The organism is Planctomonas deserti, from assembly GCF_003067705.1.
Classification (GTDB): Bacteria; Actinomycetota; Actinomycetes; order Actinomycetales; family Microbacteriaceae; genus Planctomonas; species Planctomonas deserti.
The window spans coordinates 855,612-880,806 of sequence record NZ_QANL01000002.1; the positions used below are offsets into that span (position 1 = coordinate 855,612).

Consider the following 25,195-nt stretch of genomic DNA (forward strand, 5'->3'; position numbering starts at 1 on the left):
GCGTTCCGTTCGCGCCGGATCACAGCAGGCTCAGCGGGTCGACGGCGGCGGGGGTGCGCCCGAGGAGGGGACCGAGCCACAGCTCCGGGAACTGGGGCAGCGTCTTGGCCGTCGTGGCGATGTCGTCCACGAGCACGCCGTCGACCGCGAGGCCGATGATCGCGCCGGCCGTGGCCATGCGGTGGTCCTCGTAGCTGCGCCAGGGACCGCCGTGCAGCGGGGCGGGGGAGATCTCGAGCCCGCCGTCGGTCTCCGTGACCGCGCCGCCGAGGCCGTTGATCTCGGTGGCGAGCGCCGCGAGCCGGTCCGTCTCGTGACCGCGCAGGTGGGCGATGCCGGTCAGCCGGGTCGGGCCGTCGGCGAGCGCCGCGACGGCGGCGATGGTGGGGGCGAGCTCGCTCGCGTTGTCCAGGTCGAGGCCGGCGATGCGCCCGGAGCCGGTGACCGTCAGGTCGCCCGCGCCGTGCCCCGTCGGCGCGAAGGACGAGCGCCCGCCCATCCGCTCGAGGATGCCGGGCACCTCGCCGCCGACCTGGGTCGTGTGCTCGGGCCAGTTCTCGATGGTCACCGAGCCGCCGGCCACGAGCGCCGCCGCGAGGAAGGGAGCCGCGTTGCTGAGGTCGGGCTCGATGGTGACGTCCCTGGCCCGGATCGGAGTGTGCGGCACCACCCAGGTGCCGGGCTCCGGCGTCTCCACCGTCACGCCGCGCTCGGCCAGCGCCGCGATCGTCATGTCGATGTGCGCGATGCTCGGCAGGGAGTCGCCGGTGTGCCGCAGGACGAGGCCGCGCTCGAACCGCGGCGCGACCATCAGCAGGGCGGACACGAACTGACTCGAGCTCGACGCGTCGATCTCGAGCTCGCCGCCCTCAACAGCGCCGGTGCCGTAGAGGCTGAACGGCAGGGTGCCCCGGCCGTCGTCGTTCACGTCGACGCCGAGCGCCCGGAGCGCCTGGACGGTGGTGCGCATGGGCCGACGGCGCGCGGACGGGTCGCCGTCGAACGTCACCGGGCCGAGGGCGAGCGCCGCGAGCGGCGGAAGGAAGCGCATGACGGTGCCGGCGAGGCCGCAGTCGATCGACGTGCCACCCTCGAGCGGCCCGGGGGTGACCACGAGGTCGGGGCCGTACTCGCCCGTGCCCTGCTCCTCGGCGATGCCGACGCCGAGGGACCGGAGCGCCTGCACCATGAGCGCGGTATCGCGCGAGTGCAGCGGGGCGCGAAGCCGAGAGGGTGCGTCGGCGAGGGCGGACAGCACGAGCTCGCGGTTAGTCAGGCTCTTCGAGCCGGGGATCTGCAGGCGGGCGTTCAGCGGCCCGGCGGCGACCGGCGCCGCCCAGGGACCGTCGTCGCCCACGATCTCGCCGTTCGCCCCGTCGTCGTAGGGATTGAACTGCGGTCCGGAATACCTGAATATCTCCATCGGTTGCTAACACTACCGGCCCGGGACATTCGGGAGGGGAGAGGAGGAGTGTGCTCGCGACGATGACGGCCCCAGCCGACACGGACCTGTCGAAGCTAGAATTGCCGCTGATGACTACCAGTGACGAGAGCGCTTCTGCAGACGCCCCGAACGAGACGGTGCTGCCCGACAATCGTGCGCTCTTCGAGGAGCAGGCTCTGCCCTACCTCGACCAGCTGTACGCCGCCGGGCTGCGCATGACCCGGAACCCCGCTGACGCCCAGGACCTGGTCCAGGAGACCTTCGTGAAGGCCTACTCCGCGTTCGGACAGTTCCAGCAGGGCACGAACCTGAAGGCGTGGCTGTACCGCATCCTCACCAACACGTTCATCAACACCTATCGCAAGAAGCAGCGCGACCCCTACAACGGCACCATCGACGAGCTCGAGGACTGGCAGCTGGGCGGTGCGGAGTCGGCCACGTCGACGACCACGCGCTCGGCCGAGGCCGAGGCCATCGATCACCTGCCGGACACCGCGGTCAAGGATGCGCTGCAGTCCATACCCGAGGACTTCCGGCTGGCCGTGTACCTGGCGGACGTCGAAGGCTTCTCCTACCAGGAGATCGCCGACATCATGAAGACGCCTGTCGGCACCGTGATGAGCCGCCTTCACCGCGGTCGCCGCCTTCTTCGGGACAAGCTCACCGACTATGCCAAGGAGCGGGGCGTGCGTGTGCACGCTCCCGCCTCCAAGCGCCTTACTGGAGTGAAGAAATGACCGACTGCGGCTGTGACAAGGCCAAGAAGGACCTCGAGGAGTATCTCCACCACGAACTCCGCAAGGAGGACGCGGCGGACATCCGCGAGCACATGGAGAACTGCCCCGACTGCAAGGCAGAGCTCCGGGTGGGCGAGGTGCTGACCGAGGTCGTGCAGCGCGCGTGCAAGGAGACTGCTCCCGAGGACCTGCGGGTCCAGGTGCTGAGCACTCTGCGCACGATGCAGAGCGCCCACTGACCCGCTTTCCCTGGGCGTCCCGACGACGGCGTCGGGGAGGGCTGCGGGCTGCGGTAGGTTTCTGCAGTGACCAATGCCATCGAACCGCTCGGCGTCCCCTCTAACGGGGACCTCGAGGTCATCGTCGAACTGCTCGCCCTGCTCGGCTACAACGCCACGACCGAGCAGGTCGCGCGCCGCATCGCCCGGATGAAGGCCGACGCCGGTCACGAGAACTGGGTCGTGCGCAACGAGTCCGGCGAGATCGTCGGCCTCGCCGGCGGTCAGGTGATGTGGGGCTTCAACGACGACGCGCCGCAGGCTCAGCTCATCATCCTCGTCGTGCGTGAGGGCAGCCACGGCGTCGGCATCGGCTCCGACCTCGTGCTGCACTTCGAGAAGTGGGCGCGGGCGCAGGGGGCGATCCGCTTCTTCGCGACGTCCGCCGCCGCCGTCGACAGCGTGTCCCGCTTCTACGCGCGCCGCGGCTACCACGCCGCGGGCCTGCGCTTCTTCAAGCTCGGCTAGCCGCCCGGACGCGCTTTCCCTGCGCCGGGTGGCTTCGTCCTGCCCGCGCCGGGGTGCAGGTGCGCGCGCTCCCCGTCGTGGTCGACGATCGTGAGGATCTCCACCGGGCCACCGTGCGCACGGATGGCGTGCGGCACCATCGTCGAGAACTGCGCCGCGTGCCCCGTGTGCACGAGGATGGACCGCTCGCCGAGCCGCAGCTCGGCGGTGCCGGAGAGCACGGTGAACCAGTCGTGTCCCGGGTGCACGCCCAGCTCGTCGTCGCCCCGTGCCCGCTCCGGCGTGATGCGCATCTTCGCCACCGTCACGCCGTTCAGGGTGCCCTCGCGGGAGAGCAGCCAGGTCGTGAGCCCCGGTTCGGAGTCCGGCTCGGGACGGATCACGACGTCCTCCTCCTCCGCAGACTCGATGAGGTCGTCGAGGGTGGTGCCGAGCGCCCGGGCGATGGGAACGAGCTGGTCGAGCGCGATCCGGCGGTGGCCCGTCTCGATGCGGCTGAGCGTCGACGGGCTGAGGAAGCAGCGCGCGGCGAGGGTGTCGAGCGACCACCCCCGCCCGATGCGGAGCCCGCGGATGCGCCGGCGGATGAGGGCGTCGAGATTAGGCTCTTGCGTCATACGCAATAGTGTATGTCTCTGACGCATAGCGCGCCTACCGTGGAGGCATGACCCATCCGCTTCCCTCCACCCGCCATCCCGGGCACGATCACGGGTGCGCTCATGGCCCTGTGCACCGCGGACTGACCGAAAGCCTCGCCGAGCTGCTCGACCTCGACGCGGCCGTCCTCGGCTCCTATCTGGGCGAGGCGACCCTGTGGGCGTCCGCCCTCGCGGCCGCACCGCCGCGGACGGTCGTCGACCTCGGGGCGGGGACCGGCGTCGGCGCCTTCGCCCTCGCCGCGCGCTTCCCGTCCGCCGACGTGGTGGCGCTCGACCGTACGGCCACGATGCTCCGCCGCATCGAGGACACCGCCCGGGGAACGGCATCGTCCGACCGGGTGCGCACCCTCGAGGCGGACGTCGACGTGGCCTGGCCCGCGCTCGGACCGGTCGACCTCGTCTGGTCGTCCTCGGCCCTGCACGAGGTGGCCGACCCGGGGCGGGTGCTCGACGACGTGCGCACCGCGCTCCGCCCGGGCGGGCTCGTCGTGATCCTCGAGTCCGCCGGACCGGCGCGTTTCGCCTTCGGGCCCGCCGCCGGGCTCGAGCCCGCTTTCGCAGCGCGCCTGCGCGACGCGGAACGCACGCTGCGGGGGGACGCCGAGGTCGACTGGGGCCTGCCGCTCGCGGAGGTGGGCCTCCCGCTCGTCGACCGGCGCACCTTCACCGCCACGGCGCGTCCGGGCTCGCCCGGCGTCGGCCGGTACGTCCGCCTGTACCTCGAGCGGATCCGCTCGGGCCTGCAGGAGCGCCTCGGCGCGCCGGATCTGGCGACCCTCGACGCGCTGCTCGCCGCTCGGGGAGCGGACGCGCCGCTCTCGTCCGGAGACGTCACGATCCGCACGACCAGGACCGCCTGGGCCGCCCGCCGACCCTGACCCGCCGACCCTGACCCGACCCGTCCCCGTCCCACCCCCGATGACCGGACGCGGCGCACCCGACGCCGCGCCGTCCGCCTTTTCCGCATCCCAGCACCTTCAGGAGGAACCCCATGAACGCACCAGACCACAGCACGGACGTCGTCGTGATCGGCGGTGGCCCGGCCGGCCTCGCCGCCGCGGTCATGCTCGCGCGCTCGCTCCGCTCCGTCCTCGTCGTCGACGCCGGCGAGCCGCGCAACGCGACCGCCGCGGGCGCCCACAACCTGCTCGGCCGGGAGGGCGTGCCGCCCCTCGACCTGCTCACGGCGGGCCGCGCCGAGGCCGAGGGCTACGGCGCCAGGATCTTGCCCGGGCGAGCCGTTTCCGCGCGACACGTCGACGGCGGCATCGAGGTGGGCCTCGCCGACGGCGCGACCGTCCGCGCGCGCCGCATGCTCCTCGCCACCGGGCTCGTGGACGAGCTGCCGGACCTTCCGGGCCTCCGCCCGCTCTGGGGGAGGAGCGTGCTGCACTGCCCCTTCTGCCACGGCTGGGAGGTCCGCGGGCGCCGGATCGGCGTGCTCGGCACGATCCCGCAGAACCTGCATCAGGTGCTCCTGTTCCGCCGGCTGAGCGAGAACGTCACCCTGTTCCTGCACACCATGCCGGAGCCGGACGACGAGGCCTGGGAGCAGCTCGCCGCGCTCGGCGTCCGCGTCGTGCGGGGCACCGTGCGGGAGCTGCGCGCGGAGGGGGACGCCCTCCGTTCCGTGGTCCTCGAGGACGGGCACGTGTTCGATCAGGATGCGCTCGTCGTCGCCCCGCGCTTCGTCGCCCGGGGCGAGCTCTACGAGCAGCTCGGCGGCGAGTTGACCCGCCAGCCGACGGGAGTCTTCGTGCCCGCGGGCCCCGGCGGCCGCACCGACGTGCCCGGCGTGTGGGTGGCGGGCAACTCGGCGGACCTCACCGCCACCGTCGCGGTGTCCGCTGCAGCGGGCACGAGCACGGGCGCCGCGATCCACGGGGACCTGATGATGGAGGACGTGGCCGCGGCCGTGCAGGCCCGGCGCGCGCCGTTCTCCGCGGCGGCCGAGGCTCGCCAGACGCAGCGCCTGCTCGGCGACCGCAGGCACGGCCTCGATTCCGTGGTCCCGTCGCGCTGAGCCTGTCCGGCACAACGACGACGGAGCCGGGTCCTCGTGGACCCGGCTCCGTCGTCGTGACGTGCGTTGCGCTTACGCCAGCGCGCGATTGATGAGCTGCTCCTGCTCGCGGCCGTGGCGCTTCGCCGAGCCGGCGGCGGGGGAGGCGGCGGCGGGGCGGGACACGACCTTCAGCTCCCGGCCGCCGAGGGCCTTGGTCCCCTCCATGCACATGAACGGCCAGGCGCCCTGGTTCTCCGGCTCCTCCTGCACCCAGACGAGCTCGGCGTTCGGGTACTGGTCCACGACGCTCTTCAGCTGGTCCGCGGGCAGCGGGTAGAACTGCTCCATGCGCACGAGGGCGACGGAGGTGTCCTGGCGCTTCTCGAGCTCGCCGAGCAGGTCGTAGTGCAGCTTGCCCGCGTGCAGCAGCACGCGGCGCACGGCACCCTTGTCCGGCACCCGGCGGTCGTCGAGGACGGGCTCGAAGCGGCCGGTCGTGAAGTCGGCGACCGCGCTGGTCGCGCCGCGGAGCCGCAGCATGGCCTTCGGCGTGAAGACCACGAGCGGGCGGCGCGGGCGCGCGTACGCCTGGCGGCGCAGCAGGTGGAAGTACGATGCGGGCGTCGACGGCCGGGCCACGGTCATGTTGTTCTCGGCGCACAGCTGGAGGTAGCGCTCGATGCGGCCGGACGAGTGGTCCGGTCCCTGGCCCTCGTAGCCGTGCGGCAGCAGCAGCACGACGGAGGAGCGCTGGCCCCACTTCTGCTCGGCGGACGAGATGAACTCGTCGATGATGGTCTGGGCGCCGTTGGCGAAGTCGCCGAACTGCGCCTCCCACAGCACGAGGGCGTCCGCCCGCTCCACGGAGTAGCCGTACTCGAAGCCCATGGCCGCGTACTCGCTGAGCAGCGAGTCGTAGACCCAGAACTTCGCCTGCTTCTCGGACAGGTTGGCGAGCGGGAGGAACTCCTGCCCGTTCTGCCGGTCGTGCAGCACGGCGTGCCGCTGCACGAACGTGCCGCGCCTGGCGTCCTGGCCGACGAGGCGCACCGGCGTGCCCTCGACGAGCAGCGAGCCGATCGCCGCGAGCTCGCCGAAGGACCAGTCGATGCCGCCGTTGCGGCTCATCTCGACGCGCTTGCGCATGAGCGCCTGCAGCTTCGGGTGGATGGTGAAGCCCGCGGGCGGGTTCTCGTGCGCGTCGCCGATCGCGGCGAGCGTCGACTCCGAGATGGCGGTGCTCTCGGGCTCGCCCGAGGCGTCGTCCTGCTGCGAGTCGGGGCGCTCGAGGTCGGCGATCGCGCCGTCGTCGCCGACGGTGATCGGGATGGACGCGGTCTGCGCGGCGTGGGTCTCCGCGAACGCGCGCTCGAGGCGGTCCTGGAAGTCGCGGTGCGCGGCCTCGTACTCGTCCTGCGTGATGTCACCACGGCCGACGAGCGCCTCGGTGTACAGCTTGCGGACGGAGCGCTTCGCCTCGATGAGGTTGTACATCAGCGGCTGGGTCATCGACGGGTCGTCGCCCTCGTTGTGGCCGCGCCTGCGGTAGCAGATGAGGTCGATGACGATGTCGCGCTTGAACTCCTGGCGGTAGCGGAACGCGAGGTTCGCCACCCGGGCCACGGCCTCCGGGTCGTCGCCGTTCACGTGCAGCACGGGCGCCTGGATGCTCTTGGCGATGTCCGTCGAGTACACCGACGAGCGGGACTCGGTCGGAGGGGTCGTGAATCCCACCTGGTTGTTGATGACGATGTGCACGGTGCCACCCGTGCGGTACGCCCGCAGCTGGGAGAGCTGCAGCGTCTCGAAGACGACGCCCTGTCCCGCCATCGACGCGTCGCCGTGGATGAGGATGGGCAGCACGGGGAAGGTGCCGACGGGCTTCCGGTCCTGCTTCGCCCGCACGATGCCCTCGAGCACGCCGTTGACCGCCTCGAGGTGCGAGGGGTTCGCGGCGAGGTACACCGGCATCTCCTCGCCGTTGGCGCCGCGGAACGTGCCCTCGGTGCCGAGGTGGTACTTCACGTCGCCCGAGCCCTGGACCGTGCGCGGGTCCTGGGTGCCCTCGAACTCGCGGAAGATCTGGCCGTACGTCTTGCCCGCGATGTTCGTGAGCACGTTGAGGCGGCCGCGGTGCGCCATGCCGATGGCGGCCTCGTCGAGACCCTCCTCGGCGGCGGCCTGCAGGATCGTGTCGAGCAGCGAGATGGTGGACTCGCCGCCCTCGAGGCTGAAGCGCTTCTGGCCGACGTACTTGGTCTGCAGGAAGGTCTCGAAGGCCTCGGCCTCGTTGAGCTTGCGCAGGATGCGCATCTGCTCGTCGTGCGTGGGCTTCGTGTAGGGCACCTCGACGCGCTCCTGGAACCACTGGCGCTGCGCCGGGTCCTGGATGTGCATGTACTCGATGCCGGTCGTGCGGCAGTAGGAGTCGCGCAGCACGCCGAGGATATCGCGCAGCGCCGCCTGGCGCTTGCCGCCGAAGCCCGCCGTGACGAACTCGCGGTCCAGGTCCCAGAACGTCAGCCCGTGGGTCTCGATGTCGAGGTCCGGGTGGCTGCGCTGGCGGTACTCGAGCGGGTCGACGTCGGCCATCAGGTGGCCGCGGACGCGATAGGCGTTGATCAGCTCGTGCACGCGCGCCGTCTTGTTGATGCGCTCGGAGAGGTCGACATGAATGTCCGGCGCCCAGTGGATCGGGGCGTAGGGGATGCGCAGGGCCGCGAAGATGTTCTCGTAGAAGTCGCGCTTGCCGGTGAGCAGCTCGTGCACGACCTTGAGGAACTCGCCCGACCCGGCGCCCTGGATGACGCGGTGGTCGTAGGTCGAGGTGAGCGTGATGGTCTTGCCGATGGCCAGCTCGTTCAGGGTCTGCTGCGACGCGCCCTGGAACTCGGCCGGGTACTCGAGGGCACCGGCGCCGATGATCGAGCCCTGGCCGCGCATGAGGCGCGGCACCGAGTGCACGGTGCCGATGCCGCCCGGGTTGGTGAGGGAGATCGTCGTGCCCTGGAAGTCCTCCGCGGTGAGCTTGTTGCCCCGGGCCTTGCGCACCAGCTCCTCGTAGGCGGAGAGGTACTCGCCGAAGGTCATGGTGTCGGCGCGCTTGATGCTCGGCACGAGCAGGGCGCGGGTGCCGTCCGGCTTCGGGATGTCGATCGCGAGGCCGAGGTTCACGTGGGCGGGCGCGACCACCGACGGCTTGCCGTTGACCTCGTCGTAGTAGACGTTCTGGCTCGGGAAGTCCTTCAGCGCCTGGACGAGCGCCCAGCCGATGAGGTGGGTGAAGGACACCTTGCCGCCGCGGGCGCGCTTCAGGTGGTTGTTGATGACGATGCGGTTGTCGATCATCAGCTTCGCCGGGACCGTGCGCACGCTCGTGGCCGTCGGGATGGTGAGGCTCGCGTCCATGTTGGTCGCGAGGCTCTTCGCCATGCCGCGCAGCGGCGTGACGACGTCCTCGGCCACGGGGGCGGCCTGCTCGGTCGCCGACCTCTTCTGCGACGTCGAGGGCGCCTCCGCCGGGATCGGCTGGGCCTTCGCGGCGACGGACGTGGTGCGGGCGGTCGGCTGGTTCGGCGTCACGGGAGCGATCGGGTCGCTCGCCGCCGCGGCGGCGGATGCGGCCGCGTCGGCGTTGCCTGCGACGGGGCCGTCGGTCGCCGTGTCCGGCGCGACCTCGACCGGGATCTGCGGCTCGACGTCGCTGTCGATCTCGGTCTCGCGGCGGGTCGTGTCCTGGCTCGCGCCGGTCGCGACGTTCCCCTCCTTGCCGGAGGGGGCATCCGCGGGAGCCCCGACGGCCGCAGGGGCGGTGGCGGTGCTCGTGCTCGCCGGCGTGTCCGCCGTCGCACCCGCCCCGCCGTCGCCGGTGTCCACGCCGGCCTCCGACGCCATGGCGGCGTCGTGGTTCTGCGGCGTGTAATTCTCGAGGATCGGCCACCAGGACCGATCGACGGAGTTCCTGTCCACCGTGAAACGCTCGTACATCTCGTCCACGAGCCACTCGTTCACACCGAACTCGGCGGCGGTGGCATCCTCTGTTCCGGTCCCGGTCAATTGGCTCGACACAGCCGCTCGCCCACTCTCTCGCTTCGTTAATCCCGGTGAACGGATCAGCCCTGATCCGCCCCACTCTCTCCAACTGACAAGCCTAAACCTTCCGGCAAAGGCGCCTCGCCCGGAACGTCCAGGAAGTCCAGGAAGTAGCGTTGGATCCATGCGGTTCTACGAGACCAGGCCACGACACGACCTCACCTACTCGGACGTCTTCCTCGTCCCGAGCCACTCGGACGTCGGAAGCAGGCTCAACGTCTCGCTGGCGCCGAACGACGGCACGGGCGCACAGATCCCCATCGTGTCCGCGAACATGAACTCGGTCACCGGGCCGCGCCTCGCCGCGTCGCTCGCCCGGCGCGGCGGACTCGGCGTGCTGCCGCAGGACATGCACCTGCAGGACCTCGACGCCGCAATCCGGTGGGTGAAGGACCAGCCCGTCGCCTACGACACCCCGTTGATCCTCCGCCCGGACGAGACCGTGGCGACGGCGCTCACGAAGCTGCCCGCCGTGCCCGGCCACGGGATCGTGCTGCACGACGAGCGCGACCGGTACGTCGGCTGCATCGAGGCGTCCCGGCTCGGCACCGCTCTGCCGGACGCGCGGCTCGGCGACCTGCTGCACGGCGCGCTGACCGCGCTGGACGCGGACGACGTCACGAGCGCGCGCGACGCCTTCCGGCTGATGACCGACGCCGGCGTCGACTTCGCCCCGGTGCTGCACCACGGCCAGGTGATTGGCACGCTGAGCCGCAAGAGCGCGCTGCGCTCGACGCTCTACGCGCCCGCCGTCGACGCATCCGGCCGGCTGCTCGTCGCGGCCGCGGTCGGCATCAACGGCGACGTCGCCGCCAAGGCGAAGGCCCTGGCGTCCGCGGGCGTCGACGTGCTCGTGCTCGACACGGCGCACGGCTACCAGCGCGGCATGCTCGAGGCCATCGCCGCCGTGAAGGCGCTCGGGCTGTCGCAGCCGATCGTGGCGGGCAACGTCGTGACGGCCGACGCGGTGAAGGCGCTCGTCGAGGTGGGTGCGGACATCCTGAAGGTCGGCGTCGGCCCGGGTGCCATGTGCACGACGCGCATGATGACGGCCGTCGGTCGTCCCCAGTTCTCCGCGGTGCTCGAGACGGCAGAGGCGGCACGCGCCGCCGGCGCGCACGTCTGGGCCGACGGCGGCGTGCGCTACCCGCGCGACGTGGCGCTCGCGCTCGCCGCCGGGGCGGCGTCGGTCATGGTCGGCTCCTGGTTCGCCGGCACGATCGAGGCGCCCGGCATCATCGTCACCGACGACGACGGGCGGCACTACAAGGAGAGCTGGGGAATGGCGTCGACCAAGGCCGTGCAGGAGCGGTTCGGCCGGCTCGACCCCTACGAGCTCGCCCGCAAGACGCTGTTCGCCGAGGGCATCTCGAGCTCCCGCATCTACCTCGACCCGCAGCGCCCGTCCGTCGAGGACCTGCTCGACATGATCACGTCCGGGGTGCGCAGCTCCTTCACCTACGCGGGCGCGTCGAGCGTGGACGAGTTCCACGAGCGTGCCCTCGTCGGCATCCAGTCGGCCGCGGGCTACGAGGAGGGCAAGGCGCTGCCGGTCTCCTGGTGAGGTGGCGTCGGACTCGGTCGGGTGGTTCCGCGCCGCGATCGAGCGCTCTCCGCGGGGAGGCTTCCCAGCCGGGGCATGACTACACTGGGCCGAATAATGGACGACCCTCCTCCCAGTACGTCGGCGCCGTTCCATTCGGCGCCGTGCCTGCCCCTCCTTCCTCTTCCCCCGATGACCCGATCGGGAGGCCGCCATGTATGAGTGGATCCTCCTCGGCGTCGGCCTCCTCCTCACGGTGGGCACGGGCTTCTTCGTCGCATCCGAGTTCGCGCTCGTCAACCTCGACCGGTCGGACCTCGAGGCCCGCGAGGCCCGGGGTGAGAAGGGCCTCGGCCCCACCATCGGCGCCCTGCGCATCACCTCGACGCACCTCTCGAGCGCCCAGCTCGGCATCACCCTGACGACGCTGCTCACCGGCTACACCATGGAGCCCGCGATCAGCACGCTGCTGCGCGCGCCGATGGAGGCGCTCGGCGTGCCCGAGGCCGTGCTGCCCGGGATCGGCACCGTGCTCGCGATCTTCATCGCGACCCTGCTGTCCATGGTGATCGGCGAGCTCGTGCCCAAGAACTTCGCCCTCGCGCTGCCCCGGCACACCGCCAAGATCGTCATCCCGTTCCAGGTGCTGTTCACGACGGTGTTCAAGCCCGCCGTGCTGCTGCTCAACAACAGCGCGAACGGCATCCTGCGCCTCCTCGGCATCGAGCCGAAGGAGGAGCTCTCCGGTGCCCGCACGGCAGAGGAGCTGTCCTCCCTCGTGCGCCGCTCCGCCATGGAGGGGCTCCTGGAGGCCGACACCGCCGTGCTGCTCGACCGCACGCTCATGTTCAGTGCGCACACCGCCGCGGACGTCATGACGCCCCGCCTGCGGGTGGCCACCGTCGAGCGCGGCGACTCCGCCCAGGACGTGATCGACCTCGCCAAGAGCACCGGCTACTCCCGGTTCCCGGTCGTCGACCACGACGTCGACGACATCGTCGGCCTCGTGCACGTCAAGCAGGCGGTCGCCGTGCCGCGCGCCAAGCGCGCGCTCGTGCCCGCCTCCGCGCTGCAGACCGAGCCCGTGCGGGTCCCGGAGACCATGAAGCTCGACTCCATGCTCGGCGAGCTCCGCGGCCGCGGCTACCAGATGGCCATCGTGGTCGACGAGTACGGCGGCACCGCCGGCGTCGCGACCCTCGAGGACCTCGTCGAGGAGCTCGTCGGCGAGCTGATGGACGAGCACGACCGCGCGCGGGCCGACGTCGTCCGCGGCCGCGGGTACACGACGTTCCCCGGCATGCTGCGGCCGGACGAGCTGCTCGACCGCGCCGGCATCACGGTGCCCGAGGACGGCCCGTACGAGACGGTCGCCGGCTTCGTGATGAGCGAGATCGGCCGCCTGCCCGTCGTCGGCGACGAGGTCGCGATCGAGGGCGGCGCCCTCCGCGTCGAGCGGCTCGACGGACGACGCATCGACCGCATCCGCTACACGCCGACGCCGACCCCGCCGGAGAACGACCGTCCGGTCGACGAGCTGGCCGCCGAGGTCAAGCGACGCAGGGAGGAGTCCCGTGGATAGCTACTGGGGCGGCCTCGCCGCACTCGTCGTGCTGCTCGCGCTCAACGCCTTCTTCGTCGGCGCCGAGTTCGGCGTCATCTCCGCGCGCCGCTCGCAGATCGAGCCGCGTGCCGAAGCGGGCAGCAAGGCCGCGAAGACCACGCTGTGGGCCATGGAGCACGCGACGCTCATGCTGGCGACGAGCCAGCTGGGCATCACGGTGTGCTCGCTGCTCATCCTCAACGTCTCCGAGCCGGCGATCCACCACCTGCTCGAGATCCCGCTGTCGCTCACGCCGCTGTCCGAGGAGGCCATCTCCACGGTCGCGTTCGTGATCGCCCTGCTGCTCGTGTCGTTTTTGCACGTGGTGCTCGGCGAGATGGTGCCGAAGAACATCTCGTTCTCGGTGCCGGACCGCGCGGCCCTGATCCTCGCGCCGCCGCTCGTCTGGGTCGGCCGGGTGTTCAAGCCGATCATCGTGCTGCTGAACGCCACGGCGAACGCGGTGCTGCGCCTGTTCCGCGTCGAGCCCAAGAACGAGGCCGCGAGCGCGTTCACCATCGACGAGGTCGCGAACATCGTCGACCAGTCGACCCGCGAGGGCGTGCTCGAGGACGCGGCGGGCGCGCTCACCGCGGCCTTCGAGTTCACGAACAAGCGCGTCAACGACGTGACGATCGACCTCGACAAGCTGATCGGCCTGCCGGAGTCCGTGACCCCGGCGCAGGTCGAGGCCGCGGTCGCGCGCAACGGGTTCTCGCGCTACGTCCTCGTGAACGACGAAGGCGAGCCGGTGGGCTACCTTCACCTCAAGGACGTCATCGACCTGGACGACGAGGACGAGTTCGACGAGCCCGTTCCAGCCAAGCGCGTGCGCCAGCTGGTCTCGATCTACGAGGCCACCGAGCTCGAGGACGCCCTGGCCACCATGCGCCGCTCGGGCGCCCATCTCGCCCGGAGCTTCGACGAGGACGGGCGCACCACGGGCGTCGTGTTCCTCGAGGACATCATCGAGGAGCTGGTCGGCGAGGTCCAGGACGCCACCCGCCGCTCCTGACCCCGTTCCTCCGGGCGGTGAGTCGCCGGGGCGTCTCAGGGTGTCCGACCCGCATCCAGGCACACCACGCATCCGGTGTTCCGGATTCAGGCTGAAAACGCGACACGCCGCATTCCGGGGGTCCGGGATGCGGCGTGTCGCAGCTGAGCCTGAATCCGGAATGGGGTCCGGGGCGCGGGGTCCGCGGCGTGAGTCTCGCGGCGTGGACTCAGCGGGGTCGGCGGGTGGGGATCAGGAGGCCCACTTGGCGCGCAGGTACTGCGCCGGCCAGTAGTCCAGGTCGGCGCCGAGCTCGTGGGCCGCGCGCAGCGGGAAGTGCGGGTCGCGGAGCAGCTCCCGCGCCATCATGACCACGTCGGTGGCGCCCGACGACACGAGGTCCTCCGCCTGCTGCGCGGTCGTGATGAGCCCGACCGCGCTGACGGGAACGCCCGCGTGCTCCCGCACGTACGTGGCGAACGGCACCTGGTAGCCGGGGGAGAGCGGGATGGGCGCGGACACGTTGCCGCCCGTGGAGATGTCGAAGAAGTCCGCCCCGGCCTCGCGGGACCAGCCGGACACGACGGCGGTCTGCTCCTCGTCCCAACCGCCCTCGGTCCAGTCCGTGGCGGAGAAGCGCACGAGCAGCGGCATGTCCTCGCCGATCTCCGCGCGGACGGCCGAGATCACGCGCAGCAGCAGCCGAGCGCGGTTCTCCAGGCTGCCGCCGTACTCGTCCGTGCGCTCGTTGCTGAGCGGGGACAGGAACTGGTGCAGGAGGTAGCCGTGCGCGGCGTGGATCTCGACCGTGTCGAAGCCCGCCTCGACCGACCGCCGGGCCGCGGACGCGAAGTCCGCCACGACGGCGTCGACGCCGTCCGCGTCGAGCGCGACGGGCTCGTCGTAGTTCGGGAAGGCGATGGCCGACGGGGCCACGGTCTGCCAGCCGCCCTCAGCCACCGGAACGGTGCCGTGCCCGCCGGTGGAGTACGTCGACGCCTTGCGGCCCGCGTGGGCGAGCTGGATGCCGATGGGGCTGCCCTGGGAGTGCGCGAAGTCGATGACGGGGCGCCAGGCGTCGCGCTGCCTGTCGTTCCAGATGCCGGTGTCCTCGGGGGAGATGCGCCCCTCCGGGCTGACCGCGGTCGCCTCGGTGAGGATGAGGCCGGCGCCGCCCTTGGCGAACGACCCCAGGTGCACGAGGTGCCACGCGGTCGGCACGCCGTCCCGCTCGTACACGGAGTACTGGCACATCGGCGCCACCCACAGGCGGTTGCGCAGCGTCAGCGACCGGAGGGTGATGGGGGTGAACAGGGCGGGAGTGGGCATGCGTGCTCCTTGGACTCGGTGGCCGCGCGTGTCGGTGCGCCCTGGCCGCCGTCGATCAGGCGACGGCGTGGGAGGCGAGGAACTCGCGCAGGCCATCAGCGGTGACGAACACGTGACCGGCGATCCCGACAGACTCGGCCCCGGCCACGTTCTCTTCCTTGTTGTCTACGAAGAGCGCCCGGTCCGCCGTTATTCCCAGCTCGCCGAGCACGTGCCGGTAGATCGCGGGATCCGGCTTCACGAGGTCGAGCTCCGCGCTCACGAAGAAGCGCTCGAAGAAGCGGGCCATCGGGCCGTACCGGAAGTAACTGCCGTAGTCGAAGCCCGCGTTGGAGAGCAGGGCAAGGCGCGTGCCGCCCTCGTGGAGCTCGTGCAGCACGTCGAAGACCTCGCCGTTGACGCTCAGCCAGCTGCGGAAGTCCGCCACCCAGAGCGCATGGATGCGCGAGGGCGGCCACGTCGCGCCGAGCCGGCGGCCCATCCGGCCCCAGTACTCCGCCGCGTCGATGCGACCCTGGTCGAGCAGCCCGCGGTCGCGCCAGTACTCCGGCCAGAACGCGTCGGCGTGGACGGCGGCGAGCTGCAGCAACTCGGCCCGGTCCGCGGCGCTCGGCCCGTGCGAGATCACCTCGCCGTAGTCGAACAGGACGACTCGGTCGGGGATGCGGAGGGTCACGTCTTCAACCTATCGTGAGGGTCATGACGCACTCCGGATGCCCCTCAGACCTCCTAACCCGCATCCCGGGGGCGGCGGGGCGGTGAGCGGCACCGACTGGCGCTCCTGGTCCGAGGCGGACGCGCGGGCCGATCTGCGGCCGCCCGTGCCGGGCGACGACAAGTACACGCGGGGCGTCGTGGGCATCATGACCGGATCGGCCATGTACCCGGGCGCCGCGGTGCTCGGCGTCGAGGCGGCCGCCCGCGCGGGGGCCGGGATGGTGCGTTACCTCGGGCCCGAGCGGGCGGCGGACCTCGTGCTGCAGCGGCGGCCCGAGGCGGTGACGGCGGACGGCCGGGTGCAGGCGTGGGTGCTCGGCTCCGGCATGGACGCGAAGTCACGCTCCGACGAGGCGACCGAGGGGCTCCTGCGTGCGCTGGGGCAGGGTGTGCCGACGGTGATCGACGCGGGCGCGCTCGACCTCGTCGGCCGGGTCGGCGGCCCCGCCGTCATCACCCCGCACTACCGGGAGCTCGCCACCGTGCTGACCGCCGCGGGGGAGGACGTGACGGCGGAGGACGTCGCCGCGGACGCGGCCGGTTGGGCGGAGCGCGCCGCGGCGACGCTCGGCGTGACCGTGCTGCTGAAGGGCCACACCACCTACGTCGTGGGACCGGAGACCCGGATCCGCGTGCTCGCCGGGCCGGCCTGGTTGGCCACCGCGGGGTCCGGGGACGTGCTCGCCGGGATCCTGGGCGCCATGGTGGCCGCCGCCGCTGACCGCATCTCAGCCGACCCCGCCGCGCTCGCCCGGGTGTCCGCATCGGCGGCCCTCGTGCACGGGCGCGCCGGTGCCCTGGCGTCGGCGGGCGGTCCGCTCGTCGCCCTCGACATCGCCGAGGCGGCCCCGGCGGTGATCGCAACGCTGCTCGCGAGCGGATGACCGGACCCGGCACGAGGTGGGGGAACCGGGGGAGGCGGAAACTCCGATGGTGCGGGGCATGAGTAGGGTGTCTTCGAGCAGGAAGGTGAACGAATGGGCAAGCTGACGTACGACTCGCATCTCACGGTGGAGTTCGACGACCGCCTCCTCGCCCACCTGCAGGTCGTGATCGGCATGAAGCTGCGCCGCGGCGAGTCCTTCTACTTCAGCTGGCGCGACGACCCCAAGGCGGGTGACGGGCGCAGCACGATCTGGATCCAGGACAGCGTGCCGCTCTACTACCGCTACTACGGCGGCAAGCCGCCCGCCCTGAACCGGCTCTGGATCGAGGCCCTGCTCGCGACCGCGAACACGGCGACCGGACTGCAGATCGTGCGCGAACCCACCAGCGGCGCAAACGGGACCGAGAGCGAGCTGTGATGCGCGTCGAGATCATCTACGACAGCCAGCTGTACTCGATCGGCAATCGCGATGCCGACTCCGTCCGCGCGGAGATCGAGGAGGCGCTGCGATCGGGGTCGCTCCACTGGCTCGAGGTGCAGCGCGGGGAGGGCGAGTACACGCCCGCCCACCTGCTCATCGCGCCCGGCATCCCGTTCGCCGTGACGCAGGCGCTCACGGGCGGCACGTCGCCGCTCACCGAGGACTGAGCCGCCACCGGGGACGACATCGACCAGGCGACCGGCGGAGACCTGGCGTCGAGGCTCCCGCGGAAGTGCGTGCGGGGTGAAGTGCGAGCGGGGCTAGGACGCGTCAGCCGAGATGTGCGGCGCCCCGGGCTCGTCGACGATGTGCAGGCCCTGCGGGCTATTGGCCAGCTCGAGCAGCTTCTCCAGCCAGTCGCGGTTTAACTGCGGCGCGGTGTTGCCCGAGTAGAGGAAGAGCAGGGGGATGGCCGGCTGGATCCAGGCGGTGCCCCGGCCGGAGCCCCCGGCGAGGCCGTTCGTCCAGGAGAAGAAGAAGCTCTCGTTGCGGCGGAGCTTGGAGCCCATGACCACCTGCAGATGAGCGAGCGGACGGTCGTCGATGGGGATCTCGAAACCCCGCTGCCCGTAGACCAGTCTTCCCATGGACGCACCTCTCACTAGACCGGGGCACAGAGTCGCCACGGGCCGTCACTCAGTTCTAGCAGGAACCGCGCCTCCGCTGGGGGAGCGTGACCGCCCCCGTCCGCGGAAGGATCGTCTCGACCGGCTTCTCCCGCCGGTAGAGTCGTGCCGATGAGGTCCGCCGGGGAAGCACTGCAGCGTGCCGCGGCGCATCCCGCGACGCTGTGGTCGGCGTTCCTGCTCGTGCACCTCGCCATCGCCGCGTTCAACCTGTTCGATCGCACCTCCAACCCGATCGGCGACATCCGCCGCGTGTACTTCGGCTGGGCGCAGCAGTCGATCGGCGGCACCGTCGTCGGCATCGACACGCCGTTCGTCTATCCGATCCTCGCGCTTCCGCCCATGCTCGCCGCGGCCGCGCTGGGCTGGGACGCCTACGCCGCGACCTGGATGCTGATCGCGATCGCCGCCGACGCTTGCGCGTTCGCCGTGCTGCTGCACGCCGGGCGCACGGTCAGCGGGCCGCGGCCGGCGCGGACCCGCGCCGCCTGTTGGTGGATCGCCTTCCTCGCGCTGCTCGGCCCGATCGCCCTCGGCCGCGTCGACGCGCTCACGGTGCCGCTCGCCATTACGGGGCTGCTCCTCCTCGCCACCCGCCCCGCGCTCGCGACCGCTCTGCTCACGGTGGGCGCGTGGGTCAAGGTGTGGCCCGCCGCGCTCGTCGGGGCGGCGCTCGTCGCGTTCGGCACCCGCCGCCGCTTCCTCGCCGCCGCGGCGGGCGTGTCGGCCCTCGTCGTGCTCGTCGCCCTCGCGCTCGGCAGCGGAGGCAACGTGCTGAGCTTCGTGACCCAGCAGACCGGTCGCGGCCTGCAGATCGAGTCCCCGGTCAGCACGCCCTGGCTGTGGCTCGCCCAGGCCGGGGGGAGCGCCGCCATCTACTACGACCGCGAGCTGCTCACGTTCCAGGTGCGCGGAACGGGCGTCGACCTCGCCAGCGCGCTCATGACGCCGCTGCAGGCGATCGCCGTGCTCCTGGTCATCCTGCTCGGCGTCCGCGCCACCCGCCGGGGCGCGGCGGCCCGCGACCTGCTGCCCGTGCTCGCCCTCGCGCTCGTCGTCGCACTCATCGCTTTCCACAAGGTCGGCTCCCCGCAGTTCACCTGCTGGATCGCCGCGCCGATCGTGCTCGGCCTGATCGCCCGCGGACGCCGTTTCGCCGTGCCCGCGGTGCTCGGCCTCGTGCTCGCCCTGCTCACCCAGGTCGTTTACCCGGTGCTGTACGGGATGCTGCTCGAGCTGTCGCCCGCCCTCCTCACCGTGCTCACGCTCCGGAACGCCCTGTGGTTCGTGCTGCTCGGCTGGGCCGTCGCCGAGCTGTGGAAGGCTGGGAGGGCGCGGTCGCTCCTCGGCGAGCGCGTCGCCGTGCAGCGCGAAGGGGTGTGACCCGCGTCCCCCCTCCTCGCGGTGCCTGCGCAGTGGCCGAGGTGGAGAAGGGGTATCGCATGCTTGTCGCATTCTCAGTAGCACCGAGTGGGGGAGAGTCGCCGGACGCGTCCGTGCACGACGCGGTCGCGGCGGCGGTGCGGATCGTGCGCGAGTCCGGCCTGCCCAACCACACGGACGCGATGTTCACGACCATCGAGGGCGACTGGGACGAGGTGTTCGACGTCGTCCGCCGCGCCACCGAGGCTGTCGGCCGTTTCGGCCCGCGCGTGTCCCTGGTGCTGAAGGCGGACATCCGCCCGGGGCGCACGGGTGAGCTCACCGGGAAGCTGGAGCGCCTGGAGCGCGCGCTCGAGGAGGGCGCGAGCGGGGCCTAGCGCCCGTCCCGCACTCCGGCACGGCCGGCGCCGCCGCCCACGGCGATTAGGCTTGTCGGGTGAATCCCCCCTCCTCGGGGCCGACGACGTTGTCTTCGGCCCGTATTCGTTGTGCCCTCCTCGCGCTCGCCCTGGGTGGATTCGGCATCGGCGCGACCGAGTTCGTGGCCATGGGTCTCCTGCCGACGATCGCGGCCGATCTGCTGCCCGACGCCTACGCCGCGTCCCCGGAGGCGGCGAACGCGAAGGCGGGTCTCCTGATCTCGGCCTACGCGCTCGGCGTCGTCGTCGGCGCCCCGACCATCGCCGCGGCAGCCACCCGCTGGCCCCGCAAGCAGCTGCTGCTGTGCCTGCTCGCCGCGTTCACGCTCGGCACGATCCTGTCCGCCGTGCTTCCGACGTTCGAGCTGGTGCTCGCCGCCCGGTTCCTCGCCGCCCTCCCGCACGGGGCGTACTTCGGCATCGCGTCGCTCGTGGCCGCGTCGCTGATGGGGGAGGGCAAGCGTGCGCGCGGCGTCGCCTTCGTCCTGTCCGGCCTGACGATCTCGAACGTGATCGGCGTGCCCATCATCACCTGGGTGGGCCAGACGTCCGGCTGGCGCCTCTCCTACCTGCTGGTGGCCGCGATCTTCGCGGCCACCTTCGCGGCCGTCTGGGTGAGCGTGCCGCTCCAGCCCGGGGATGCGGGCGCGAGCGTGCGCTCCGAGCTGCGGGTGTTCGCCCGCGGCCAGGTGTGGTGGGCGCTGCTCATCGGCGCCGTCGGGTTCGGCGGGCTGTTCGCCGTGTACACCTTCGTGTCGCCCATCGTGACCGAGGTCACCGGCCTCGGCCTCGAGCTCGTGCCGGTGACGCTCGTCGTCTGCGGCGTCGGGATGACCGTCGGCAACTTCGTGGGCGGCTGGTACGCCGACCGGGGGACCCGGCGCTCGATCTTCGTCTTCTTCGGCGCGATGATCGTGTCGCTCGTCGGCCTCGGGCTGACCGCGTCGACGCTGCCCGGCCTGCTCGTGTTCGTCTTCCTCGTGGGCGCATCCGCCTCCGCGCTGAGCCCCAGCATCCAGGTGCGGCTCATGGACGTGGCGAAGGACAGCCAGTCCATCGCGGCGGCGCTGAACCACCCGTCGCTCAACATTGGCAACGCGTCGGGCGCCTTCTTCGGCGGCGTCGGCGTCGCCGCGGGCTTCGGCTACCTGGCGCCGGTGTGGATCGGCCTCGCCATGAGCGTCGTCGGCGTCGCGCTGGCGGCCGTCAGCTTCTCGCTCGACCGGCCCGCCGCGCGCCCCGCGAGGATCGGCACCGACCCGCGTCCGCGCACGCAGCCGGTGCCCGCGCAGGGCTGAGCCGCGGCCCCGATGGGAGGTGACGGGCGCTAGTCGGTCTGCAGCAGGATGCCGTCCTGGATCGCGCGCTTCCGCAGCGCCACCTTCGTGCCGACGTCGAAGCCCGCGACCCGGTACTTCTCGCGGATGCGCTTCAGGTAGGACTTCGCCGTCTCCTCGGAGATGCCGAGCTGGTAGGCGACCGACTTCACGGGCTCGCCGCCGCCGTACAGGGCCATGACCCGGCGCTCCTGCGCGCTGAGCTTGGGCACACCGCCGACATCCGTCGCGTTGATGGCGAGGTCGAGCTCGCTCGAGATGTACGAGGAGCCGACGTTGGCCAGGCGGATCGCGTCGACGATCATGCTTGCGTCCTCGCTCTTCACGAGGTAGCCGAGCGCTCCGGACGCGAGGGCCTCGCGCACGACGGCCGGCTCCGAGTACGTGCTCATGAGCACCGTCTTCACCCCCGTCGTGCGCAGGGTCGACAGCTTCAGCGAGATCGGGATGTTGTCCTTGAGGTCGAGGTCGAGGAGCACGACGTCGACGGGGAACTCCGGGTGCGTCAGCAGCTCCGGCCAGGTCGAGACGGCGGCCACCATGTTGATGTCGGTCGCGGCGTTGCGGATCCATTCGGTCAGCGCCCCGAGGAGCATCTTGTGATCGTCGACGATCGCCAGTCGAATGCGTTCGGTGGGGGATGCCATGTGAGTCCTTCGTCCTGATGCTGTGAAGTGGTGTCCGAGGAAGCGCTGTGCCTACTGGTCTGCGGGGTTGCCGACGATGCAGTCGATCTCGACGCGGATGCTGCCGTCCTTGACCTGGACGACGTGGGAGCCGACCTTGCCGAGCGCCTCCCACAGCGACGGGTTGACGCGCTTGCGCGGGATGCCCGTCGTGCCGATGACGATGGGCAGGACGACCTTGCGGTCGATGTTCGTGCCCGGGGCGGGGTGCTTGATCGGACCGAGCGTGAGCTGCACGGTGACGCCCTGCCGGGTGCTGCTCGTGAGCAGGAGCCACGCCGCGGACAGCAGCCCGTCTCGCTGGCGGGGGTGCATCAGCCCCGCGAGGGCGCCGGGATCGACGAGCCGCACGGACGGGCCGAGGAACTCGGACTCGCTGATGGCGTGGTGCAGCCAGGTCTCCCGCCTGCCCTCGATGAGGTGCAGGCGCAGCTCCGTCGCGAGCGAGGCCGCGGTGGATGCCGTCTGCGGCGACAGGGGGAGCGGCTCCGCCCCGGTCGCGACGTCCTCGAGCAGGCGCTCGGCGGCGAGGTCGAGCCGGGCGAGCTCCTCGGAGGCGAGCATGCCGACAGCGAAGCGCGGGGCGGACACCGTGCTCTGCACCTGCACCCGGTCGAGCTCGATCTGCACGATGCGCCGGAAACCCGTGACCACGACGACGCCGACGACGGCGGGGAACATGACGCGGGCGACCGCGACCACGAGGGCGGCGAGGGCGGGATCGTCGGGGGTCAGGTCCCCGGGCCGGGTGAGCAGCATCGCCCCGACGAGCACGGCCGCGACGACCGCCGCGGCGGTGATGATCTCCCGGGAGCGCCGCAGAGTGACGAGCAGCACGAGCACGCCGCCGACCGAGACGGAGGCGGTGCCGAAGCGCCCGATGTCCTCCTGGGGCAGCACGGCGATGAGGTCGAGCGCGACCGCGCCGGCCAGGCCGGCGAGCAGGGCCGCGAACGCCCAGTTGGGCAGGCGGGAGGAGTTGCGGCCGACGAAGGATGCGGCGACGAGTCCGACGCCGATCAGCAGGATCCATGCCCCGACGGTGAGCCCCGCATCGGGGTGGTTGTCGAGCTGGATGACGAACTGGACGAGGCCGCACGCCACGATGAGCAGGAAGATCAGGGCGGTGCCGAAGCCCAGGTAGTCCGTGCCGACGGAGGCGGGTCGGCTTCCCGCGGTCTTGATCGGCCTCGTGCGCCTGCTCTGGATCCCGGCGATGCCGCCGAGCGTGTTCTCCTCTATCGCCGATGTCACTTCGGCACCTCCAGAACGACGGTCGTGCCGGAGCCCGGGGCCGAGAACAGGCGGGCGTTGCCGCCGACGTCACGGAGCCGGGCGACGACGGATTCCTTGAAGCCGAGCTTCTGCGTGTCGATGTCGCCGATCTCGAAGCCGACGCCGGAGTCGGTGACCATGGCGCGCACCGTGGTGTCATCGTCGGTGATGGTGACGTGCGCCACGGTGACGCCGGAGTGGCGGCGCACGTTCTCCAGGCACTCAGCGAGCGAGAGCAGGAAGGCGTCGAGGATCTCGCTCGGCAGGAGCACCTGCCCGGTGCCGTGCCAGCTGACCTCGAGGCCCATCCGTCCGAAGCGCTGCTTTACGTTCTCGAGCGTGTTGCCGAGCACCGACTCCGTGACGGGCTCGAGCGTGTAGTCCCCGGACGCCTGCGGGGCCGGGGTCGCGCCGAGCCGCAGCTGGCGCAGCAGCCGGGCGTCGTCGCTCGCCTGCTGGCGGAGCGCCGCCTCGGAGACGCCGTAGCCGGAGTGTGCGAGGAGCGTCAGCGTCGCGAGCACGGTGTCGTGGAGCAGCCGGGCGCCCTGCCGGCGCTGCGCCTCCGTCTCGCTGGCCTGCCGCTCGGCCCGGTGGGCGCGGCCGATGTTGGCGATGCGCCGCGACGCGCGGCGCAGGCTGGCACTCAGCCAGGAGCCGATGAGGAACGCGGCGACCCAGACGAAGAGCACGAACGCGAGCAGCGGCGTGGTGTAGCCGGTGCCGGAGGTGACGAAGAGGGTGAGGGCCACGGAGACGAGGAACGCCACCGCGACGACGGCGTTCCGCCAGGTGCGGGGCTTCGAGGCGATGGCGATGGAGGACGTGGAGCCACCGGCGAGCATCGCCGCGGCGAGCATCCCGGCGAGCGTCGGCCCGCTCTCCGGCCGCAGGCTGAGGAGCATCACGATGGAGACGGCGCTCGCGTTCGTCAGCACGGCCCAGGGCAGCCAGGACCCGATGGAGATGCGGTACTGGCTGTAGGCGAGCAGGGCGAAGAGCGGCAGCGTGAGCACGAGCGTGCCCGGTTCGATCGCGCCGGGCAGTACCAGCAGCAGGAGCGCGAGCGCGGTGAAGCCGTGTCCGAACACCCGCGCCGTCCGTTGGAGCAGAAGGTCGCGCTCCCGCAGGATCCGTTCCATTCGTCCTCGGCCACTCGCTCGCGTGAATAGGGAAGCGGGAAGTGGCCGATGCGTGCATCGAAGCCTGACCCCCCGCGGGGGCTCCACAAGCGTCAAAAAAATGACCGATCCCCCACCGAGCATCTTAGGCGGGAAACCGCCGATCCGGTTACTGCATTGGGGAAATCCGCCCGGTATGACGCCCCGTGAAGCGGAGGAGGCGGCCCCGTTGAGGTATCCCCCCAACGGGGCCGCCGCGGTCACTCGGGGGTGATCCAGCCCTGGCGCACCGCGTGGCGGCGCAGCAGGAGCTTGGACCCGAGGTCGATGCCCACGGCGAGGTACTTGCGCCGGGCCCGCTTGATGTAGGACTTGACGGTCTCCTGCGTGGTCTCCATGTCCTCGGCGACCTGCCGGATCGACCGGCCCGCCGCGTAGAGCACGAGCGCGCGCATCTCCTGCCGGCCGAGGCCGGGGTCGACGTCGGACGCGCCGTCGGTCAGCGCGCGCTGCACGACCGGCGAGTGGCGCTGGCGGTCGACGGCGGCCGCGCGGATGGCCTCGAGCAGCTCGGCGGCGGACTCGCTCTTCGGCACGAAGGCGATGGCGCCGGCGCGGATCGCGCCGCGGATGGACGCGGTGTCGGCGTGCCTGCTGATGACGATGGTCTTGGCGCCGGCGGCGGAGATCGCGCGGATCTTCACGCCGATCGGGATGTCGTCCTCGAGGTTCAGGTCGAGCACGACGATGTCTGTCGGGAACGCCTCACTGGCCAGCAGTCCCCGCCACGACGTCGTCATCACGGCGACGTCGATGCCGCTGCGCGATTTCGCCAGCCGGGCGCTCAGCCCGTCGAGCAGGAGTTGATGGTCGTCCACGATTGCGACGCGGAGACGGGCGGGCGCAGGGGCGCTGAGGGACGTGCGGGTCATCGACCGATCCAGTTCTCTTCGCCCGCATTCCGGCACCCCCCGTGCCAGGAATTGCGGGGTCTGGCGAAATACTAGGAACGAACGGGGGCGCGCGGGGGCGCGACAGGGCGTTTCACCCCTGTACTGGGGCGCACGCCTGCCCCCCGTACAGGTGCATCCGCCCCCGTTCGGGGGCTGTTCGGG

At 71.5% G+C, this 25,195-nt stretch carries 24 protein-coding genes; 14 read left to right on the top strand and 10 right to left on the bottom strand.

Annotated features, from left to right (window positions below; genetic code table 11):
- Positions 1 to 19: 19 nt before the first annotated feature.
- Entirely contained in the window at positions 20 to 1,423 is a 1,404-nt protein-coding gene (gene aroA / locus DAI20_RS10160; RefSeq protein WP_108250420.1) for a 3-phosphoshikimate 1-carboxyvinyltransferase, read from the bottom strand.
- A gap of 110 nt (positions 1,424 to 1,533) precedes the next feature.
- On the opposite strand from aroA, the gene DAI20_RS10165 reads away from it, so the two are divergent.
- The 3 genes from DAI20_RS10165 (at position 1,534) to DAI20_RS10175 (ending at position 2,927) form a co-directional block, all read left to right on the top strand.
- On the top strand, positions 1,534 to 2,181 hold the full coding sequence (locus tag DAI20_RS10165) for a sigma-70 family RNA polymerase sigma factor (RefSeq protein WP_205781409.1): 648 nt from the start codon (positions 1,534 to 1,536) through the stop codon (positions 2,179 to 2,181).
- A complete protein-coding gene (locus tag DAI20_RS10170) occupies positions 2,178 to 2,420 on the top strand; it encodes a zf-HC2 domain-containing protein (protein ID WP_108250421.1) in 243 nt (80 codons plus the stop codon). The genes DAI20_RS10165 and DAI20_RS10170 overlap by 4 nt, the downstream gene beginning before the upstream one ends.
- 66 nt (positions 2,421 to 2,486) lie before the next feature.
- Entirely contained in the window at positions 2,487 to 2,927 is a 441-nt protein-coding gene (locus DAI20_RS10175; RefSeq protein WP_108250422.1) for a GNAT family N-acetyltransferase, read from the top strand.
- Here the strand turns inward: DAI20_RS10175 and DAI20_RS10180 are convergent.
- Positions 2,924 to 3,544 carry a helix-turn-helix domain-containing protein gene (locus tag DAI20_RS10180; RefSeq protein ID WP_108250423.1) on the bottom strand — a complete coding sequence of 207 codons (621 nt, stop codon included), beginning with the start codon at positions 3,542 to 3,544 and terminating at the stop codon, positions 2,924 to 2,926. The genes DAI20_RS10175 and DAI20_RS10180 overlap by 4 nt on opposite strands.
- Positions 3,545 to 3,591: 47 nt before the next feature.
- Between DAI20_RS10180 and DAI20_RS10185 the strand changes: the two genes are divergently transcribed.
- Both DAI20_RS10185 and DAI20_RS10190 read left to right on the top strand, forming a co-directional pair.
- Entirely contained in the window at positions 3,592 to 4,464 is an 873-nt protein-coding gene (locus DAI20_RS10185; protein WP_108250424.1) for a class I SAM-dependent methyltransferase, read from the top strand.
- A 113-nt stretch (positions 4,465 to 4,577) separates the two neighbouring features.
- Positions 4,578 to 5,609 carry an NAD(P)/FAD-dependent oxidoreductase gene (locus tag DAI20_RS10190; RefSeq protein ID WP_108250425.1) on the top strand — a complete coding sequence of 344 codons (1,032 nt, stop codon included), beginning with the start codon at positions 4,578 to 4,580 and terminating at the stop codon, positions 5,607 to 5,609.
- 72 nt (positions 5,610 to 5,681) lie between these two features.
- On the opposite strand, the gene DAI20_RS10195 is transcribed toward DAI20_RS10190, so the two are convergent.
- A complete protein-coding gene (locus DAI20_RS10195) occupies positions 5,682 to 9,659 on the bottom strand; it encodes a multifunctional oxoglutarate decarboxylase/oxoglutarate dehydrogenase thiamine pyrophosphate-binding subunit/dihydrolipoyllysine-residue succinyltransferase subunit (RefSeq protein WP_108250426.1) in 3,978 nt (1,325 codons plus the stop codon).
- Between the two features lie 148 nt (positions 9,660 to 9,807).
- Between DAI20_RS10195 and guaB1 the strand changes: the two genes are divergently transcribed.
- The 3 genes from guaB1 (at position 9,808) to DAI20_RS10210 (ending at position 13,844) form a co-directional block, all read left to right on the top strand.
- Positions 9,808 to 11,247 (top strand): GMP reductase, encoded by a 1,440-nt coding sequence (gene guaB1, locus DAI20_RS10200; RefSeq protein WP_108250427.1) that lies wholly within the window; start codon positions 9,808 to 9,810, stop codon positions 11,245 to 11,247.
- 193 nt (positions 11,248 to 11,440) lie between these two features.
- A complete protein-coding gene (locus tag DAI20_RS10205) occupies positions 11,441 to 12,808 on the top strand; it encodes a hemolysin family protein (RefSeq protein WP_108250428.1) in 1,368 nt (455 codons plus the stop codon).
- Positions 12,801 to 13,844: a hemolysin family protein gene (locus tag DAI20_RS10210; protein WP_108250429.1), complete on the top strand. Its 1,044-nt coding sequence runs from the start codon at positions 12,801 to 12,803 to the stop codon at positions 13,842 to 13,844. Before DAI20_RS10205 ends, DAI20_RS10210 begins: the two co-directional genes overlap by 8 nt.
- A 231-nt stretch (positions 13,845 to 14,075) precedes the next feature.
- Here the strand turns inward: DAI20_RS10210 and DAI20_RS10215 are convergent, their stop codons facing one another.
- Both DAI20_RS10215 and DAI20_RS10220 read right to left on the bottom strand, forming a co-directional pair.
- Complete coding sequence (locus DAI20_RS10215; RefSeq protein ID WP_108250430.1) at positions 14,076 to 15,152, bottom strand: NADH:flavin oxidoreductase/NADH oxidase; 1,077 nt, start codon at positions 15,150 to 15,152, stop codon at positions 14,076 to 14,078.
- 55 nt (positions 15,153 to 15,207) lie between these two features.
- A complete protein-coding gene (locus DAI20_RS10220; RefSeq protein ID WP_108250431.1) occupies positions 15,208 to 15,828 on the bottom strand; it encodes an HAD family hydrolase in 621 nt (206 codons plus the stop codon).
- A gap of 82 nt (positions 15,829 to 15,910) precedes the next feature.
- On the opposite strand from DAI20_RS10220, the gene DAI20_RS10225 reads away from it, so the two are divergent.
- The 3 genes from DAI20_RS10225 (at position 15,911) to DAI20_RS10235 (ending at position 17,403) form a co-directional block, all read left to right on the top strand.
- A complete protein-coding gene (locus DAI20_RS10225) occupies positions 15,911 to 16,753 on the top strand; it encodes an ADP-dependent NAD(P)H-hydrate dehydratase (protein ID WP_438501981.1) in 843 nt (280 codons plus the stop codon).
- Positions 16,754 to 16,846: 93 nt separating this feature from the next.
- On the top strand, positions 16,847 to 17,173 hold the full coding sequence (locus DAI20_RS10230) for a DUF7882 family protein (protein WP_108250433.1): 327 nt from the start codon (positions 16,847 to 16,849) through the stop codon (positions 17,171 to 17,173).
- Entirely contained in the window at positions 17,173 to 17,403 is a 231-nt protein-coding gene (locus tag DAI20_RS10235; protein WP_108250434.1) for a hypothetical protein, read from the top strand. The genes DAI20_RS10230 and DAI20_RS10235 overlap by 1 nt, the downstream gene beginning before the upstream one ends.
- A 93-nt stretch (positions 17,404 to 17,496) precedes the next feature.
- On the opposite strand, the gene DAI20_RS10240 is transcribed toward DAI20_RS10235, so the two are convergent.
- Entirely contained in the window at positions 17,497 to 17,823 is a 327-nt protein-coding gene (locus tag DAI20_RS10240) for a DUF7882 family protein (RefSeq protein ID WP_108250435.1), read from the bottom strand.
- Positions 17,824 to 17,973: 150 nt separating this feature from the next.
- Between DAI20_RS10240 and DAI20_RS10245 the strand changes: the two genes are divergently transcribed.
- The 3 genes from DAI20_RS10245 to DAI20_RS10255 are packed head-to-tail and all read left to right on the top strand — an operon-like array spanning position 17,974 to position 20,962.
- Complete coding sequence (locus tag DAI20_RS10245) at positions 17,974 to 19,245, top strand: glycosyltransferase 87 family protein (protein WP_108250659.1); 1,272 nt, start codon at positions 17,974 to 17,976, stop codon at positions 19,243 to 19,245.
- Between the two features lie 59 nt (positions 19,246 to 19,304).
- A complete protein-coding gene (locus DAI20_RS10250) occupies positions 19,305 to 19,622 on the top strand; it encodes a thiamine-binding protein (protein ID WP_108250436.1) in 318 nt (105 codons plus the stop codon).
- A gap of 59 nt (positions 19,623 to 19,681) precedes the next feature.
- Positions 19,682 to 20,962, top strand: a complete 1,281-nt coding sequence (locus DAI20_RS10255) for an MFS transporter (RefSeq protein ID WP_108250437.1) — start codon at positions 19,682 to 19,684, stop codon at positions 20,960 to 20,962.
- 29 nt (positions 20,963 to 20,991) lie between these two features.
- On the opposite strand, the gene DAI20_RS10260 is transcribed toward DAI20_RS10255, so the two are convergent.
- The 4 genes from DAI20_RS10260 to DAI20_RS10275 all read right to left on the bottom strand — a co-directional run bounded on the left by DAI20_RS10260 (position 20,992) and on the right by DAI20_RS10275 (position 25,012).
- Entirely contained in the window at positions 20,992 to 21,648 is a 657-nt protein-coding gene (locus tag DAI20_RS10260; RefSeq protein ID WP_108250438.1) for a response regulator transcription factor, read from the bottom strand.
- 51 nt (positions 21,649 to 21,699) lie between these two features.
- Positions 21,700 to 22,941 (bottom strand): hypothetical protein, encoded by a 1,242-nt coding sequence (locus DAI20_RS10265; RefSeq protein WP_108250439.1) that lies wholly within the window; start codon positions 22,939 to 22,941, stop codon positions 21,700 to 21,702.
- Positions 22,938 to 24,101, bottom strand: a complete 1,164-nt coding sequence (locus tag DAI20_RS10270; protein ID WP_108250440.1) for a sensor histidine kinase — start codon at positions 24,099 to 24,101, stop codon at positions 22,938 to 22,940. Before DAI20_RS10270 ends, DAI20_RS10265 begins: the two co-directional genes overlap by 4 nt.
- A gap of 239 nt (positions 24,102 to 24,340) precedes the next feature.
- The gene (locus DAI20_RS10275; protein ID WP_108250441.1) at positions 24,341 to 25,012 is read right to left on the bottom strand and encodes a response regulator transcription factor; all 672 of its coding nucleotides are present in this window, start codon (positions 25,010 to 25,012) and stop codon (positions 24,341 to 24,343) included.
- Positions 25,013 to 25,195: the final 183 nt, after the last annotated feature.